Origin of the sequence: Campylobacter sp. RM12647, from assembly GCF_020138135.1 — a bacterium.
GTDB lineage: Bacteria > Campylobacterota > Campylobacteria > Campylobacterales > Campylobacteraceae > Campylobacter_E.
Map to the genome: position 1 here is coordinate 190464 of NZ_JACGAS010000001.1, position 13502 is coordinate 203965.

The window sequence follows — 13502 nt, forward strand, 5'->3', positions numbered from 1 at the left end:
GTTAGACCGAATATATTAAACCCGCGTTGTCTAGGGTAGTGTAATTTTACATAAAAAGCTTAATGAATTTTTACTTACCCAAGCAAAACTCAGAAAACATTGCATCAAACAATTCATCGCTTCCTGTTTTTTTACCAAAAAGAGATAGTTTATTTAAACTTTCATTTAAATAATAAGCACAAATTTCAAGCTCATTAAAATTATCTATAGCTAAATAAATATTCTCACTAGCACTATAAAACGCACTTATTAAATCAGTATTTGTTAAAACCAATTCATTGTCTAATTGAGAATTTAAATAATTTTTTAATTCAAATTCTAAAGCTTTTATATCATTATTTAATGCTGATATTTTAATACCTTCTAAAGTATTTACTTGAGCTAAGTCGCTTTTATTTTGAACTATAAAATATTTTTTACCACTATTTTTAATGTATTCTAAAAGTTTTAATTCATCTTCTAAGCATTCTTTTGATGAATCAATTAAAAACAATACTATATCAGCTTTATTAATAGCCTCATAGCTTCTTTTAATGCCTAATTCTTCTATTAAATCATCACTTTGTCTAATTCCTGCAGTATCAACTAATTTTATTAAATGTCCGTGATAGTTTAAATACTCTTCAATACTATCTCTAGTAGTTCCTGCAATATCACTAACTATTGCTCTATTAAATGATAATAAAGCATTTAATAAAGAGCTTTTACCTACATTTGGTTTTCCAATAATTGCTAGGTTAAATCCTTCTATTAAGCCTCTTTTTTTCTCGCTTCTAATTGCAATTGTTTCTAATTCTTTAGCATTATTAAGTAGTTTTGTTTTAGCATTTTCTAAAATATCTTCAGGCAAATCATCATCAGCATAATCAATTGCAGTTTCTAAATAAGCTAAAGTTTTAATTAACTCATCTTGAGTGCTAGTAATTAATTCTTTAAAAGCTCCATCTATATTCTTAGATATTATTTTTCTTGCATTTTCACTCTTTGCAGCAATTAATTCATTTATTAAAAGTGCTTTTTCTAAACTCATTTTATTGTTTAAGCAAGCTCTTTTGCTAAATTCCCCTGCTCTTGCAAATCTAGCACCTAATTTATTTAAAATCATAAGTATATTTTGTGCGTTTGTAAAACCGCCGTGAATTTGAAACTCTACGCAATCTTCACCAGTAAAAGAAAAAGGGGCTTTAAAATAAATTATAATGCCTTCATCAACAAATTCATTTTCGTAAAATAGTTTAAAAAAGTGAGCATAGCGGGGATTATTTTTTAATTTTTCTGCGTTTTTTTGACTTAATAATTTTGATGCTATTTCTAAAGCTTTTTCCCCACTTAATCTAATAATACTAATAGCACCATTTCCACTAGCACTAGCAAGTGCTACTATTGTGCTATTCATTGTTTTTTAAATTCTCCATAAATTGCAATGTATCTTCCTAAAGAACTATCTTTTATAACTATATTTTTATGAGAAAATTCTTTTAATAATTCTTCATATACTAGATTTAATAAACTTGTTTCTAATGGTCTTGTTTGAGCCTTACCTGCTTCATCAATTTTTGTCTTTACTTCGCTTAAATGCTTTTCAAGATTTTCTCTTAATTTAGCAAGAACACCACAAATCTCAACTCTTGCGTGAAGATTGTATTTAATGTTTATTAGATGATTTACAATAGTATCTAGTGCTTTGTATTTATGTGCGTCTTTTCCTATTAAACTTTCATAAGAATTTGCAATAAATTCTACATTTACACTATTTTCATTAGCTGGAGTTACCACAACATCTCTTACATCAAAATATTCACTACAAAATAAATTTTTTAAATCTTTTGCAATATCTTCAATAATATTAATTTCAATTTTTTTCTTAACTTTTACTTCAATTATTGCATCTTTTTTAAAAAAACCTAAAAAACCAGCTTTTGGCAATTGAATTATTTCATACTCTAATTCTCTAATAGAGCAATTAGTTTCCTTAATTGCTCTATCAATAGCACCTTCTAGTGTTTTATCAACTATTTGCATTTTTTCCTTCTTTATTAGCAAAAATTTTATTTACAAACCATTGTTGAGTTAGTGAAAATGTATTATTTACACACCAATACAATGTAAGACCTGCTGGGAAATTTATAAAAAATATCACAAATACTAAAGGTAGGAATTTCATAATCTTAGCTTGTGTAGGGTCTTGTATAGTCATAGGAGTTATAACTTGTTGTAAAAACATAGTAGCACCCATATAAATTGGTAAAATATAATAAGGATCATGTATTGCTAAGTCATTAATCCATAAAGCCCAAGGAGCAGCCTTAAGCTCAATAGCATTTAATAATACCCTATAAATTGCAAAAAATATTGGAATTTGAATTAATATTGGTAGACATCCGCCTAATGGATTTGCCTTATGTTTTTTATAAAGCTCCATCATATGCATTTGCATTTTTTGTGGATTACCTTTATATTTTTCTTGAATTTCTTTAATTTTTGGAGCTAAAACTTTTAATTTTTGCATAGAAACCATACTTTTATAAGTTGGATATGTAAGACAAATTCTAACAACTATCGTAAGAATAACAATAGACCAACCCCAATTGCCTACATGTGAATATATAAAACTTAAAAATGCGAACATTGGTTTAGCAATAAAAGTAAACCAACCATATTCAACCACATTTGTAAGTTTTTCATTAACAGCTTCTAAAATTTTATGCTCTTTTGGACCAATATAAGCATTAAATGTATCATTTCCGCTAGCTACAACATAACCAACTGATAAATCTTTGTGATTTTTAACAACTACCTTAAATGGCTTTTCAAAATTATAAAATGTGCTTGTGTAGTATCTATCAGAAAATGCAGCTATTATAGAATCAGTTTCAACTCTTTCATCATTTGATTTTATATCTCCATCTTCATAATCTACTTTAGTATCATCATTTTTGTAAATCATAGCACCATGAACCGTTAAAGTATCTGCTAAAACATTAGGACGCTCACCTGGAGTAATAACATAATCTCTTAATTTATTATCACTAAAAGTAATTTTTACTTGATAAAAACCATTTTCTTTGAATGTTATAATTTTATTAACAATTACACCATTTACATCTTTACTTAAAACTAGCTCTTCACCAATATTTACACTACTTTTATTTGCTTTAAAAGTTGTATTGTTAAATTCTTTATTAAATTCACTATCATAAAAAACCATAGATAAAGGATATAAAGTAGTATTTTTATCAACTAAATTAATAGCCTCATTTGTTTCATTTAAAAATCTTTCATCTTTTAAAATAAAACTACTAATTTCTCCATTTTCATTGATTTGAACATCAAAATGCTCATTATTAACACTAGCAATAATATTATTTGTTTTTATTGCTTTAATATCTCCGATATTTTGAGTTTTTGTTTGTATATTACTAACTTCTTGCTTTTGAATTTGTTGAGTATTAGTAACAACTGGTTTAGGGATTAAAAAATCATAACCTATAAAAAAAACCATAGATAAAACTACAGCAATTATAATCCTTTTTTGTTGAGACATATTATCAAACATATTTTTCCTTTATTTGAATATTACTTTTACTATATAATAAAATTGTTTATCTTTTGGAACAAAAATCATTTTAAGTTTTTTTATCTTATTTTGATGTGTAAAAAGCATAATAGGTTTATGTTTAATTTTAATTATAGGATAATCAAAACCACCTACAAATAATTGATTACATTTTAAAATTCTTAAAGCTGTTAAAAAAAGTGCTTTAAAAAAATTATTATATTGAAGTTGAATAATCGCATATTGAGAGCAAGTTGGATAATATCTACAAGATTTAGGCTTTAAAGGACTTAAAAAATATCTATAAAATTCAACTAATTTAACAGCTAAATACCTAAACATTTTATTCCTTTAAACACCCCAACCTTTTAAGACTCCACTTAATATTCTTTTCTAATTCAAAATAACCTAAATCACTAAAACCTTTTTTTGCTACAAATATGTAATAACCGCTACTTATATTTGGATAAAGTTGTAAAAAAATAGCTCTTATTAATCTTTTAGTTCTATTCCTTACAACAGCACATCCTACTTTTTTACTTGCGATTACTGCAATTTTTTTAACTTCGCTTGGTTCGTGATAAATAACGCAGTTTTTAGCAAACCATTTTGAACCAATTTTATAAAGTCTAGCAAAATCTTTAGAATCATTTATGCTAGAAAATTCCTTTAGATTGCTAATCTTCTTCTACCTTTTGCGCGTCTTGCATTGATTACTTTACGACCATTTTTAGTCTTCATTCTTACACGAAATCCGTGAGTTCTCTTGCGAGGTGTATTGTGTGGTTGATAAGTTCTTTTTGGCATTTTTCTTCCTTAAATAAAAAAATTAAACGCATATTCTATCACAAATAACTTAATTATTTTTAAGTATTTTTGATATAAAATAAATTTTATGGATAAAAATACATATTTACATTACTTAAAATTATTCGGATTTTCCTTTTACAACGATAAGTTAAGCGTTAATAAAAACTACAATATAAAAGATATAAAAAATTGCAAATTATGCAATTTATACAAAAATAAAAATAATTTTTATACAAATAAAGTAATTAAATCAAATATTTTCATACTAAGCGATATTGGTTTTAATGACAATGATGCTGAATATTTTAATAGTATTTTAAGCAAGAATTTAAATCTTAATTTAAATAATGTATATATTACAAATATAGTAAAATGCTCAAATCAATATAAACAAGAAAATATTTTAAAGTGCTATCAGTATTTTTTAAATGAACTTTTAGAAAGTGAAGCAAATATTATAATTTTATTAGGAGAAAATTTAAAAAATATATTACAATTATCAAATTTTAATATTGGAGATATTATTTTTTATGACTTTTATGGTAAAAAAAGAAAAGTTTTGCTAAATTACAGCTTTAGCTTTATTAAAAAAAATCCAAGTTATGAAAATGATTTTATAAATAACTTAAAAAAAATAAAGGAATAATTATGAAAAAATTATTAACAACAATGTTAATATGCTCAAATCTTATTGCTGCCAAACAAGAATTAGTCAAAATTGAGCCAGCAAAGGTTTTTTATGTTAATTACGAAAAAGAAAAATGCTCTGATGAATGTCTAAAAGACTTATTATACAAAGGTCTTTACATAAGCTATATAACAAGATTTAATTCTAATGATGAAAAACTAAATAACATTTATGTAAAACTTCTTAATGGAATTGAATATATTGATTTACCTAAAAAACAACAATTAAACACAATTAAAATAGCTTTAGTTATACCAGAAAAAGTTGTAAAATCTTATTCTAGTAATATAATTTCTCCTGCACTTGCATATCTTATGAAACAAAATGATAATGTATATATGAAAGTATATTTTACAGGAGATGAAAGTGAAGCTAATATAGCTCCTATCATAAGCCAATTACACGATTATTCACTAATTATTACAGGATTTCAAAAAAACGGCATTAATGTATTAAACAAAAGCATTACAAATATTGCAGTATTTAATCCATTAGCAAAATCTAGTGATTTTGATAATGTAAATTCTAATTTTACATTTGGTAGCATAGATTATCAAGAGCAAGTTGCAAAACTAATAAATATTTCAAATAATAAAATAGCTGTATTTAAAGATGATAGCTTATTAGCAAGTAAAATAACTGATAATATAAGAGAACAAAGCAATATAATTTCTCTTAAAACTATTGAAAAGAAAAATCTAAATGTAAATTCGGCTTTAAGTGATGCTTGGAAATTAAATAATTCTAGCGTATTTTTTAATATACCATTAGTGAAAACAACTCTTTTGGCAACACAAATAAGAGCTTTAAGTATTAGACCAAATAAATATTTAAGCACTCAAATTAATTATCATCCAATGTTTTTAAACCTAAGCCAAGAAAACGAAAGGTCTATGTTTTATTTTGCTAATTCAATAGGCGAAATTGATGAAGAAATAGAGTATATAAATGATTTATTAGGGCAAAAAATAGCTTATAACTGGATAGCTTATTCAACTAGCGTTGGATTAGATTACTACTATCACGAGCTATATTCAAACAAAAAAGATAGATTATTTAAAGATAATTTTATAGGTAATTCAATACATTTTAATGTAAGAATTATGAATGCTAAACAATCAAAATTTAGCGAACAAAAATAAAACTAAGAATTTAAATTCTTAGTTTTAAGTAATTTTATAAAGATAATAAAGCAATTCTTACTGCGTTAGTTGCTGCTCCAACACGAATTTGATCAGCTACACACCATAAATGTAAAATCTTAGGATTATTTAAATCAACTCTAATTCTACCAACATAAGTTTCATTTGTATTGCTTGTAAATAAAGGCATTGGATAGCGTAACTCTTCATTTTCACTATCTTCATTATGTGCTTTTGTATTTGGATTATCCATCAATACAACGCTTGGAGCTTTACTTAAAATCTCTCTTACTTTTGTTAAATCTACATTATTTTTAAAAGTAATTGTAATACTTTCGCTATGACTTCTAAGTACTGGCACTCTAACGCAAGTAGCACTAATTTGCATTTTTTTATTCATAATTTTTTGAGTTTCATTCACCATTTTTAGCTCTTCTTTTGTATAGCCACTATCAGTAAATACATCAATTTGAGGAATTAAATTTAATGCTAGTTGATAAGTAAATTTTGATGGTTTAATTTCTTCAAAAGCAAATACTTTTTGAAGACCTTCCATAAGCTCACTCATACCTAAATTCCCTGCTCCACTTGCCGCTTGATAAGTGCTAACATCAACTCTTTCTATATCAAATACATCATCAAGTGGTTTTAATACTTGCACCATTTGAATGGTTGAGCAATTTGGATTTGCAATTATTCCTTTATGTTTTTCAAAATCACCAGGATTACATTCAGGCACTATTAAAGGCACATCATTCATCATTCTAAAATAACTTGTATTATCAATAACCAAAGCACCTTTATTTGCTGCAATTTTTGCATATTTTTCACTTATACTTCCACCCGCACAAAAAAATGCTATATCAACATCTTCTTCATCAAAACTATGCTCATCTAATTCTTCTATAACATAAGTTTCATCACGCCATACAATCTCTTTACCAGCACTATTTTTACTAGCTAATAATCTTAGTTCTTTTACTGGAAAATTGTATTCATTTAATACATTTAATATTTCTTCGCCTACAGCACCTGTTGCACCAATGATTGCAATATTTTTCATTTCACTCTCCTAAATTGTATTTTTGCATTTTTTCTCTAAAAACTTTTTCGCTCATTGAAATTAATTTAGAAGCTGCTTTTATATCCTTTTCTTGCTTTAAAGCTTCTTTAATTAATTCAAATTCTAAGTCATTTATATTATTTTTATTATTATTAGTAAAATTAAGCCTTAAATCACTATCTTTTACTATATTTTCATCGCTTAAAATTGCAGCACTTTCAACAATAGAAATCAATTCTCTTATATTTCCAGGATAATTATAATCATTTAATACTTTTATAGCTTCTTTGCTAAAAGTTTTTTCCCCTAAATCATACTCATTACAAATTCTATTTAAAGTAGCATTAGCAATTTCTATTATTTCATCTTTTCTTTGTCTTAAAGGCAAAATATCTAGCATAATTGTATTTAATCTATAAAATAAATCTGCTCTAAATTTATTATTTTTAATATTTTCTTGTATGTTTATATTACTAGCACTTATAATTCTTACATCTATATTAATTAATTTTGTGCCACCTAATCTTTGTATAGTTTTTTCTTGTAAAACTCTTAATAACTTAGCTTGAATACTAGCACTCATTTCACCTATTTCATCAAGAAATAAAGTGCCTTCATTAGCTAACTCAAATAAGCCTAATTTATTAGAATTAGCATCTGTAAAAGCTCCTTTTTCATATCCAAACAATTCACTCTCTATTAAATTTTCAGGGATAGCAGCCATATTAATAGCTATAAAAGGCTTATTTGCTCTTTTACTATTTTCGTGAATAAATTTTGCAAATACTTCTTTACCAACTCCACTTTCACCGCTTAAAAATACACTGACATTTGTTTTAGCTGCTTTTAAAGCTATTGTTTTTAAATTCTCAAGTTCTTTTGATGAACCTAAAAATCCATTTTGTTTTACCGGAATTTCTTTTTTAATTTTATTAGCTTTTTTTTCTCTAATAATTTTTGCTCTATTTATTGCTTCATATAATTTATCCAAATCAAATGGCTTTGTTAAAAAATCTTTTACTCCAAGTCTTAGTGCTTCAATTGCTTTATTTAAAGTAGCATTTCCTGTAATAATTATAAACTCAGCACTAATTTTTTGTTCTAAAGCTGTTTTTACAAACTCAAGTCCGTCCATTTTAGGCATATTAATATCACTTATTATTAAGTCAAAACTATCATCTAATTCTTTTAAAGCATCAATTGGATTTTTATAAGTTTTTAATTCATAATCATCACTTAATGATAATTCTAAGGATTTTCTCATATTAATATCATCTTCAACTATGGCTATTTTCATACCTTATCCTTTGTGTAAATCAATATTTTACCTTGAGCAAGTTCTGCTTTAAAATAAATTGGCAATAATCTTAAATGAGTTTTTATACTTGCTTTAAAATTATTGACATCAACATATTCACTCACTATCGCTTTATTAACACAATCTATTAAATTTGTTTGTTGGTCTTTTAAACTATCATAAATATTAGACTTTGTAGCATTAATCTCACAAACATAAGTATATCTTGCTTTTTTATCAATACTCATTGCTCTACTTAAGTGAAATTCTTCGTTAGTTAGGACTAGATTAGTAGTACTTAATCTAGCCCAAAATATATAATCAGGATTTGTAGCGTTTAATAATCCTAAAAAGCTAATTAATATGAGAACAATTCGTTCCATTTATATTTATCAATTTTTAGTTCTAATTCAACCGTATAAAGACCATCTTTAAATCCTTCTCCGGTAATGTTTGCATTTTTAATAAGTCCATTAACATATGTTGTAATTAACGAGCTTCTAAGCATTGCATCTTTTACATTTTCTCTAGAATTTACTCTAACCCCATAAAGTTTGCCAGCTAATTGACGATAAGCATCAGCTAATGCTGCTCTTTTTGCAAGTGCTAATGCTTGAGCTTGCGAAACTGTGTTTTGAGGTGGAATTCCCTCTCCTACCGAACTAAAAATCATAAGTCTTACTGCTTCTTCTTCAGGACTTAAAACAGGCTCTTGATAACTTGCTTTTTTATAAGCTGTTTTTTGAGTGTTATTTTCTACTTGAACTGTTGTTTCTTTTTTTTGTGGAACACAAGCACAAATAAATATAGCTAAAGCGATGGTGCCTAATCTTTTCACGATTTTTCCTTTAAATAATTATTTAATTGCTTCAAAGCAATTATTATTCCTTTTCTTTAAATAGCTTGTTATAATATGAAAAATAATCTGTTGTTTTGCTTAATTGCTTAGAAATATTTGAATAAAAATTTATTTCATCAATTTGATTATATTCTAAATTATTATCCAATTCAGCTATTTTCTTTAAAGAAGAACATTCATATAAATATAAGTTATTTTTTAATACAACCATCACACTACCAATAGCCCAAGTTCTACAAAATTCTCTTAAATCATTTCTATTTGGAGTTAGTTGTTTTTTAGCGTATAAATTCGCTGCTAAAACATTAGTATCAAAATATATAAAATTGTTATATTTATTTTTAATACTATCATATATTTTTTGACTAGGAGCTATTAATAATGTATGCTCAATATAATTATTAAAAATTACTCTATCGCCTATTTGTGGAGTTAATATAGGTAATGGTAAAGCATCTTGTTTTAAATCAGAAAATGTATATAGCTCTAATTTAATATTATTGTTCTCATTATTTACAAAACTAGCTCTAGCAACAATTATAGAATATTCTCCGATATCTTTAATAACAATAGCGCCATTTTTTAAATTATTTTCATCATATTTTGCATCAACTATATGAGCATAAGCATAGCCATTATCAATCTTATCAATAACAGCATTTATAAATTGATTAGCAAATGCAAAAACCGAAAAGCATATTAAAATAAAAGTTTTCTTAAACATATTATCCCTTTAAAATTAAATTACTAAATTATAAGCAAAAAAAAGTAAAATGTCTGCCTTATTTTGGAAATTTTATCATATTTTAAAGGAAAATAATGCGAAAAATCATATTAGTTTTATCTATTTTTTTAAGTTTAAATTTATTCTCAAAAGAATTAAAAATGGAAGAATTAATATGGGAAAGAGGCGAGAGTTTTTTATTTTTCTTACAAAAAAATCAAATTCCATTAAGCATATATCATAATCTTGATAAAGAAGATAAAGAACTAACAGCAGAAATCATAGCTGGGGTTAAATATCAAATATTAAGAGATGAAAATGATAATATAGAGCAAATTTTAATACCAATAAGCGAAACTTTACAAATACAAATATATAAGGATTTAGAAGATAAATATGCTATAACATTTACTCCCATTACTTATAAAGTTGAAGAAACAAGTTTAACATTTAAAATAAATAAATCAGTATATCAAGATATTATAGACAACACTCAAAACTCTAGATTAGCAAGCGCTCTACTTAGAGCATATGCAGGAACGATTAATTATACAGGAATGAAAAAAGATGATAGAGTAGTAATCGTTTATTCTCAAAAAAGAAGATTAGGTAGAATTTATGGAGATGCAAATATAAAATCAGCTATGATTGAAGTCAATAAAAAGCCTTATTATATATTTAAATATGGAGATAATGATTTTTACGATGAAAACGGAAAACAATTAGAAACATATACTTTTATATTGCCTGTTGGAAATGTTAGAATTAGTTCTCCATTTAACCCAGGTAGATTTCATCCTATTTTAAAAAAATATAGAGCCCATCTAGGAATAGATTATGCAGCACCAACAGGAACACCAGTAAAAGCAGCAGGTGCTGGAAAAATAATGTTTAGAGGAGTAAAAGGCGGATATGGAAATGTAGTTCAAGTAAATCACTCAAGTGGCTATATGACTTTATACGCACATTTAAGCAAATTTGGTAAATATAAAATAGGAGATAGTGTAAAACAAGGTCAAGTAATTGGCTATGTAGGAACTACAGGTCTTAGCACAGGGCCGCACTTACATTTTGGTATGTATAAAAACAATGCAGCAATTAACCCAGCAACAGTTGTTAGAGTTGCAAAAGATGGTCTAGTAGGCAAAGAAAAGCAAAAATTTGATTTAATAACTAAAGAATATATAAGTGAAATTAAGCATATATTAGAAAGTAAAATAACTCCTATAAAAGAAGAGAATTTTGAAAATATTGTGGAGCTTAATTAAAATATGAAAAATACAGCAGTAGCTTTTGAAATAATACAAGATTTTTTAGATGAAAAAGATGTTAGCTATGCTGAATTATTAGAAGCCCTAAAAATAATAAAAAATGATGATTATGAAGCTTATGAAAACATAATTAAAAGTCTTGATGATGAAGACTTAGGAAATATCGCAACGCTAATGCCTGAACATATGTTAAGCGATGTTTTGAAATTATCTTCAAGCAAAAAATTAGCTTTAGCATTAGGCGAATTAGAAAGCGATGATGCAACTGATTTAATGCAAAGCATTGAAGAAATTGATGATGAAAAAGCAAATAGAATTTTTTCAAATCTTAGTAAAGACGAACAAGATGATATTTTATTCTTAAAACGCTACGATGATGAAAAAGCTGGTGCTTATATGCAAACAGAGATTTTTACCGCAAAGCTTAGTGATACTCTAGAAAGTGCTATTAGCAAATATAAAGAGCTTAAAAAAAGCGAAGAAATAGAACATATAATCCAACTTTTTATAACCGATGAAAATGAAAAATTAATTTATAGTTTGCATGTAGGGGATTTAATTTTATATGAATTTAAAGATACTTTTCAGCAAATTCTAGATAAAAATGAAGATTTAGCAAAAGATTTACATTTTATTAGAGATTACGACACTATAAATGATGCTATCTCTATGGTTCAAGACTATGATTTAAGTGTAATTGCTGTAGTTGATAATAATAATAAATTATTAGGAAGAATAACTTATGATGATATACACGACTTAATCCAAGACTATGCAACAGAACAAATGTATAACTTTGCAGGGGTTGGAGATATTGATAGCGAAGATGAAAATACTATAAAAGCAGCTAAAAGTAGAGCTAAATGGCTTATTGTAAATCTAATTACTTCGTTAATTTCAGCCCATGTTATCGCAATGTTTTCTGATGCAATAGAAAAGTTAGTAGCACTTGCAGCTTTAATGCCAATAGTTGCATCAATGGGTGGAAATACTGGTTCACAAGCACTTGCCGTAACTATTAGAAAACTTGCTTTAGGCGAATTAAGTTATGAGAATTCAAAACATATATTATTAAGAGAAATTGCTATTTCGTTTTCAAACGCAACGATTTTTGCCATTGTTTTAGGAGCTGTTGCGTATTTTTGGTTTTCAATCCCAATGCTAAGCCTTGTGATATTCATATCAATGATTTTAAATTTAGGTTTTGCAGGTTTAATTGGCTCATTAATACCTTTGGTATTAAAAAAATGTGGATTTGACCCTGCACTAGGTAGTGCAGTTTTGCTAACAGCAACCACCGATGCTTTAGGATTTTTTAGCTTTTTATTACTTGCTAAAGTAATATTGTTATAATTTAATCTACTTTTAACAAAATTATGTTTAAATTAATGATTTAATTTTCAATGAAAAAGGAGATGAAATGAAAATTTCAACAAAACTTTCGTTATGTATACTGATTAGTTTGTGTATCTTAGGCATTAGCCTAATATTTATTTCTAACAAAGGAATGCAAGAAATTGATAACGTAACAACTAAAACAGTAGAAGAATTAGCAGTAAAAGATGCTAGAAGTGCTGCAAAAAGCATTGTATTTGGATTTTATAATTTTTCTGAAAAATTATATAAAGACTTTGTAAAAGCTGGAGATGGACCTGAAGATGCACTTGAAAGCACAATTGAATATCTTCAAGGTATGAATTTAGATAGCACAAATATTAGATTTTTTGCCGTTAATTCAGATGGAACTTATTTAGTTCATTATCAACCAGAAAAAATAGGAAAGAATTTAAAAGCAGATTTAGATGTTAAAGGCGAAAGCTATGTAGAAAAATTTGTTAAGAATGGCTTAGCAGGTGGTGGTTTTACAGAAGTTACATTCTTTGATAAGGTAACTAATAAAGATAGAAATATCATTACCTATACTAAAAAAGATAAAAATATGGATATTATCTATGGTTGCACAATAGATATGGATATAACAAATCAAGAAATCGCTGAAGTAGGTAAAATAATTGATGAAGTTATTAGTAGCTCAAATTACAAATTTACATTAGCAGCAGTTGTTATAGCGGCTATAATTTTAATATTAATG

At 26.3% G+C, this 13502-nt stretch carries 15 protein-coding genes and 1 pseudogene; 5 read left to right on the forward strand and 11 right to left on the reverse strand.

Going from position 1 to position 13502, the window contains the following annotated elements; all coding sequences use genetic code 11:
* Positions 1 to 70: 70 nt before the first annotated feature.
* From mnmE to rpmH, 6 genes are read right to left on the reverse strand one after another with little or no spacing between them, the layout of a single operon-like run.
* Complete coding sequence (gene mnmE / locus AVBRAN12647_RS00910; protein WP_214150417.1) at positions 71 to 1396, reverse strand: tRNA uridine-5-carboxymethylaminomethyl(34) synthesis GTPase MnmE; 1326 nt, start codon at positions 1394 to 1396, stop codon at positions 71 to 73.
* The gene (locus AVBRAN12647_RS00915; protein ID WP_336608500.1) at positions 1393 to 2022 is read right to left on the reverse strand and encodes a Jag N-terminal domain-containing protein; all 630 of its coding nucleotides are present in this window, start codon (positions 2020 to 2022) and stop codon (positions 1393 to 1395) included. The genes mnmE and AVBRAN12647_RS00915 overlap by 4 nt, the downstream gene beginning before the upstream one ends.
* Positions 2009 to 3556: a membrane protein insertase YidC gene (gene yidC / locus AVBRAN12647_RS00920; protein WP_336614549.1), complete on the reverse strand. Its 1548-nt coding sequence runs from the start codon at positions 3554 to 3556 to the stop codon at positions 2009 to 2011. The genes AVBRAN12647_RS00915 and yidC overlap by 14 nt, the downstream gene beginning before the upstream one ends.
* Before the next feature lie 9 nt (positions 3557 to 3565).
* Positions 3566 to 3898: a membrane protein insertion efficiency factor YidD gene (gene yidD / locus AVBRAN12647_RS00925; protein ID WP_214116501.1), complete on the reverse strand. Its 333-nt coding sequence runs from the start codon at positions 3896 to 3898 to the stop codon at positions 3566 to 3568.
* Position 3899: 1 nt separating this feature from the next.
* The gene (gene rnpA, locus AVBRAN12647_RS00930; RefSeq protein WP_275592001.1) at positions 3900 to 4238 is read right to left on the reverse strand and encodes a ribonuclease P protein component; all 339 of its coding nucleotides are present in this window, start codon (positions 4236 to 4238) and stop codon (positions 3900 to 3902) included.
* Positions 4226 to 4363 carry a 50S ribosomal protein L34 gene (rpmH, locus tag AVBRAN12647_RS00935; RefSeq protein WP_214116499.1) on the reverse strand — a complete coding sequence of 46 codons (138 nt, stop codon included), beginning with the start codon at positions 4361 to 4363 and terminating at the stop codon, positions 4226 to 4228. The genes rnpA and rpmH overlap by 13 nt, the downstream gene beginning before the upstream one ends.
* An 88-nt stretch (positions 4364 to 4451) precedes the next feature.
* Between rpmH and AVBRAN12647_RS00940 the strand changes: the two genes are divergently transcribed.
* Positions 4452 to 5012, forward strand: coding sequence for a uracil-DNA glycosylase family protein (locus AVBRAN12647_RS00940; RefSeq protein WP_336609210.1), 561 nt, complete (start codon positions 4452 to 4454; stop codon positions 5010 to 5012).
* 2 nt (positions 5013 to 5014) lie between these two features.
* The gene (locus AVBRAN12647_RS00945) at positions 5015 to 6196 is read left to right on the forward strand and encodes a hypothetical protein (protein WP_214116496.1); all 1182 of its coding nucleotides are present in this window, start codon (positions 5015 to 5017) and stop codon (positions 6194 to 6196) included.
* Between the two features lie 34 nt (positions 6197 to 6230).
* Here AVBRAN12647_RS00945 and AVBRAN12647_RS00950 read toward each other — a convergent pair whose 3' ends face one another.
* The 5 genes and pseudogenes from AVBRAN12647_RS00950 to AVBRAN12647_RS00970 form a co-directional block, all read right to left on the reverse strand.
* The gene (locus tag AVBRAN12647_RS00950) at positions 6231 to 7259 is read right to left on the reverse strand and encodes an aspartate-semialdehyde dehydrogenase (protein WP_214116494.1); all 1029 of its coding nucleotides are present in this window, start codon (positions 7257 to 7259) and stop codon (positions 6231 to 6233) included.
* 1 nt (position 7260) lies between these two features.
* Complete coding sequence (locus AVBRAN12647_RS00955; protein ID WP_336614550.1) at positions 7261 to 8556, reverse strand: sigma-54-dependent transcriptional regulator; 1296 nt, start codon at positions 8554 to 8556, stop codon at positions 7261 to 7263.
* Positions 8553 to 8939 carry a hypothetical protein gene (locus AVBRAN12647_RS00960; protein WP_214120386.1) on the reverse strand — a complete coding sequence of 129 codons (387 nt, stop codon included), beginning with the start codon at positions 8937 to 8939 and terminating at the stop codon, positions 8553 to 8555. Before AVBRAN12647_RS00960 ends, AVBRAN12647_RS00955 begins: the two co-directional genes overlap by 4 nt.
* A pseudogene (locus AVBRAN12647_RS09675) lies at positions 8915 to 9223 on the reverse strand (lipoprotein required for motility); the annotation flags it as partial. The gene AVBRAN12647_RS00960 and the pseudogene AVBRAN12647_RS09675, both read right to left, overlap by 25 nt.
* 214 nt (positions 9224 to 9437) lie before the next feature.
* Positions 9438 to 10139, reverse strand: coding sequence for a plasminogen-binding N-terminal domain-containing protein (locus AVBRAN12647_RS00970; RefSeq protein ID WP_239802775.1), 702 nt, complete (start codon positions 10137 to 10139; stop codon positions 9438 to 9440).
* Positions 10140 to 10234: 95 nt separating this feature from the next.
* On the opposite strand from AVBRAN12647_RS00970, the gene AVBRAN12647_RS00975 reads away from it, so the two are divergent.
* The 3 genes from AVBRAN12647_RS00975 to AVBRAN12647_RS00985 all read left to right on the forward strand — a co-directional run.
* Positions 10235 to 11407 (forward strand): peptidoglycan DD-metalloendopeptidase family protein, encoded by a 1173-nt coding sequence (locus AVBRAN12647_RS00975; RefSeq protein ID WP_214116477.1) that lies wholly within the window; start codon positions 10235 to 10237, stop codon positions 11405 to 11407.
* Between the two features lie 3 nt (positions 11408 to 11410).
* Complete coding sequence (locus AVBRAN12647_RS00980; protein ID WP_336607693.1) at positions 11411 to 12763, forward strand: magnesium transporter; 1353 nt, start codon at positions 11411 to 11413, stop codon at positions 12761 to 12763.
* A gap of 67 nt (positions 12764 to 12830) precedes the next feature.
* On the forward strand, positions 12831 to 13502 hold a 672-nt coding region (locus tag AVBRAN12647_RS00985), incomplete at its 3' end, for a cache domain-containing protein (protein WP_336612236.1).

Excerpts from the sequence above, each read along its gene's own strand:
- rpmH (WP_214116499.1), bottom strand. The coding sequence starts at position 4,363 with ATGCCAAAAAGAACTTATCAACCACACAATACACCTCGCAAGAGAACT.
- yidC (WP_336614549.1), bottom strand. The coding sequence starts at position 3,556 with ATGTTTGATAATATGTCTCAACAAAAAAGGATTATAATTGCTGTAGTT.
- AVBRAN12647_RS00945 (WP_214116496.1), top strand. The coding sequence starts at position 5,015 with ATGAAAAAATTATTAACAACAATGTTAATATGCTCAAATCTTATTGCT.
- AVBRAN12647_RS00915 (WP_336608500.1), bottom strand. The coding sequence starts at position 2,022 with ATGCAAATAGTTGATAAAACACTAGAAGGTGCTATTGATAGAGCAATT.
- AVBRAN12647_RS00940 (WP_336609210.1), top strand. The coding sequence starts at position 4,452 with ATGGATAAAAATACATATTTACATTACTTAAAATTATTCGGATTTTCC.
- AVBRAN12647_RS00980 (WP_336607693.1), top strand. The coding sequence starts at position 11,411 with ATGAAAAATACAGCAGTAGCTTTTGAAATAATACAAGATTTTTTAGAT.
- yidD (WP_214116501.1), bottom strand. The coding sequence starts at position 3,898 with ATGTTTAGGTATTTAGCTGTTAAATTAGTTGAATTTTATAGATATTTT.
- AVBRAN12647_RS00950 (WP_214116494.1), bottom strand. The coding sequence starts at position 7,259 with ATGAAAAATATTGCAATCATTGGTGCAACAGGTGCTGTAGGCGAAGAA.
- AVBRAN12647_RS00955 (WP_336614550.1), bottom strand. The coding sequence starts at position 8,556 with ATGAAAATAGCCATAGTTGAAGATGATATTAATATGAGAAAATCCTTA.
- AVBRAN12647_RS00975 (WP_214116477.1), top strand. The coding sequence starts at position 10,235 with ATGCGAAAAATCATATTAGTTTTATCTATTTTTTTAAGTTTAAATTTA.
- mnmE (WP_214150417.1), bottom strand. The coding sequence starts at position 1,396 with ATGAATAGCACAATAGTAGCACTTGCTAGTGCTAGTGGAAATGGTGCT.
- AVBRAN12647_RS00960 (WP_214120386.1), bottom strand. The coding sequence starts at position 8,939 with ATGGAACGAATTGTTCTCATATTAATTAGCTTTTTAGGATTATTAAAC.
- AVBRAN12647_RS00970 (WP_239802775.1), bottom strand. The coding sequence starts at position 10,139 with ATGTTTAAGAAAACTTTTATTTTAATATGCTTTTCGGTTTTTGCATTT.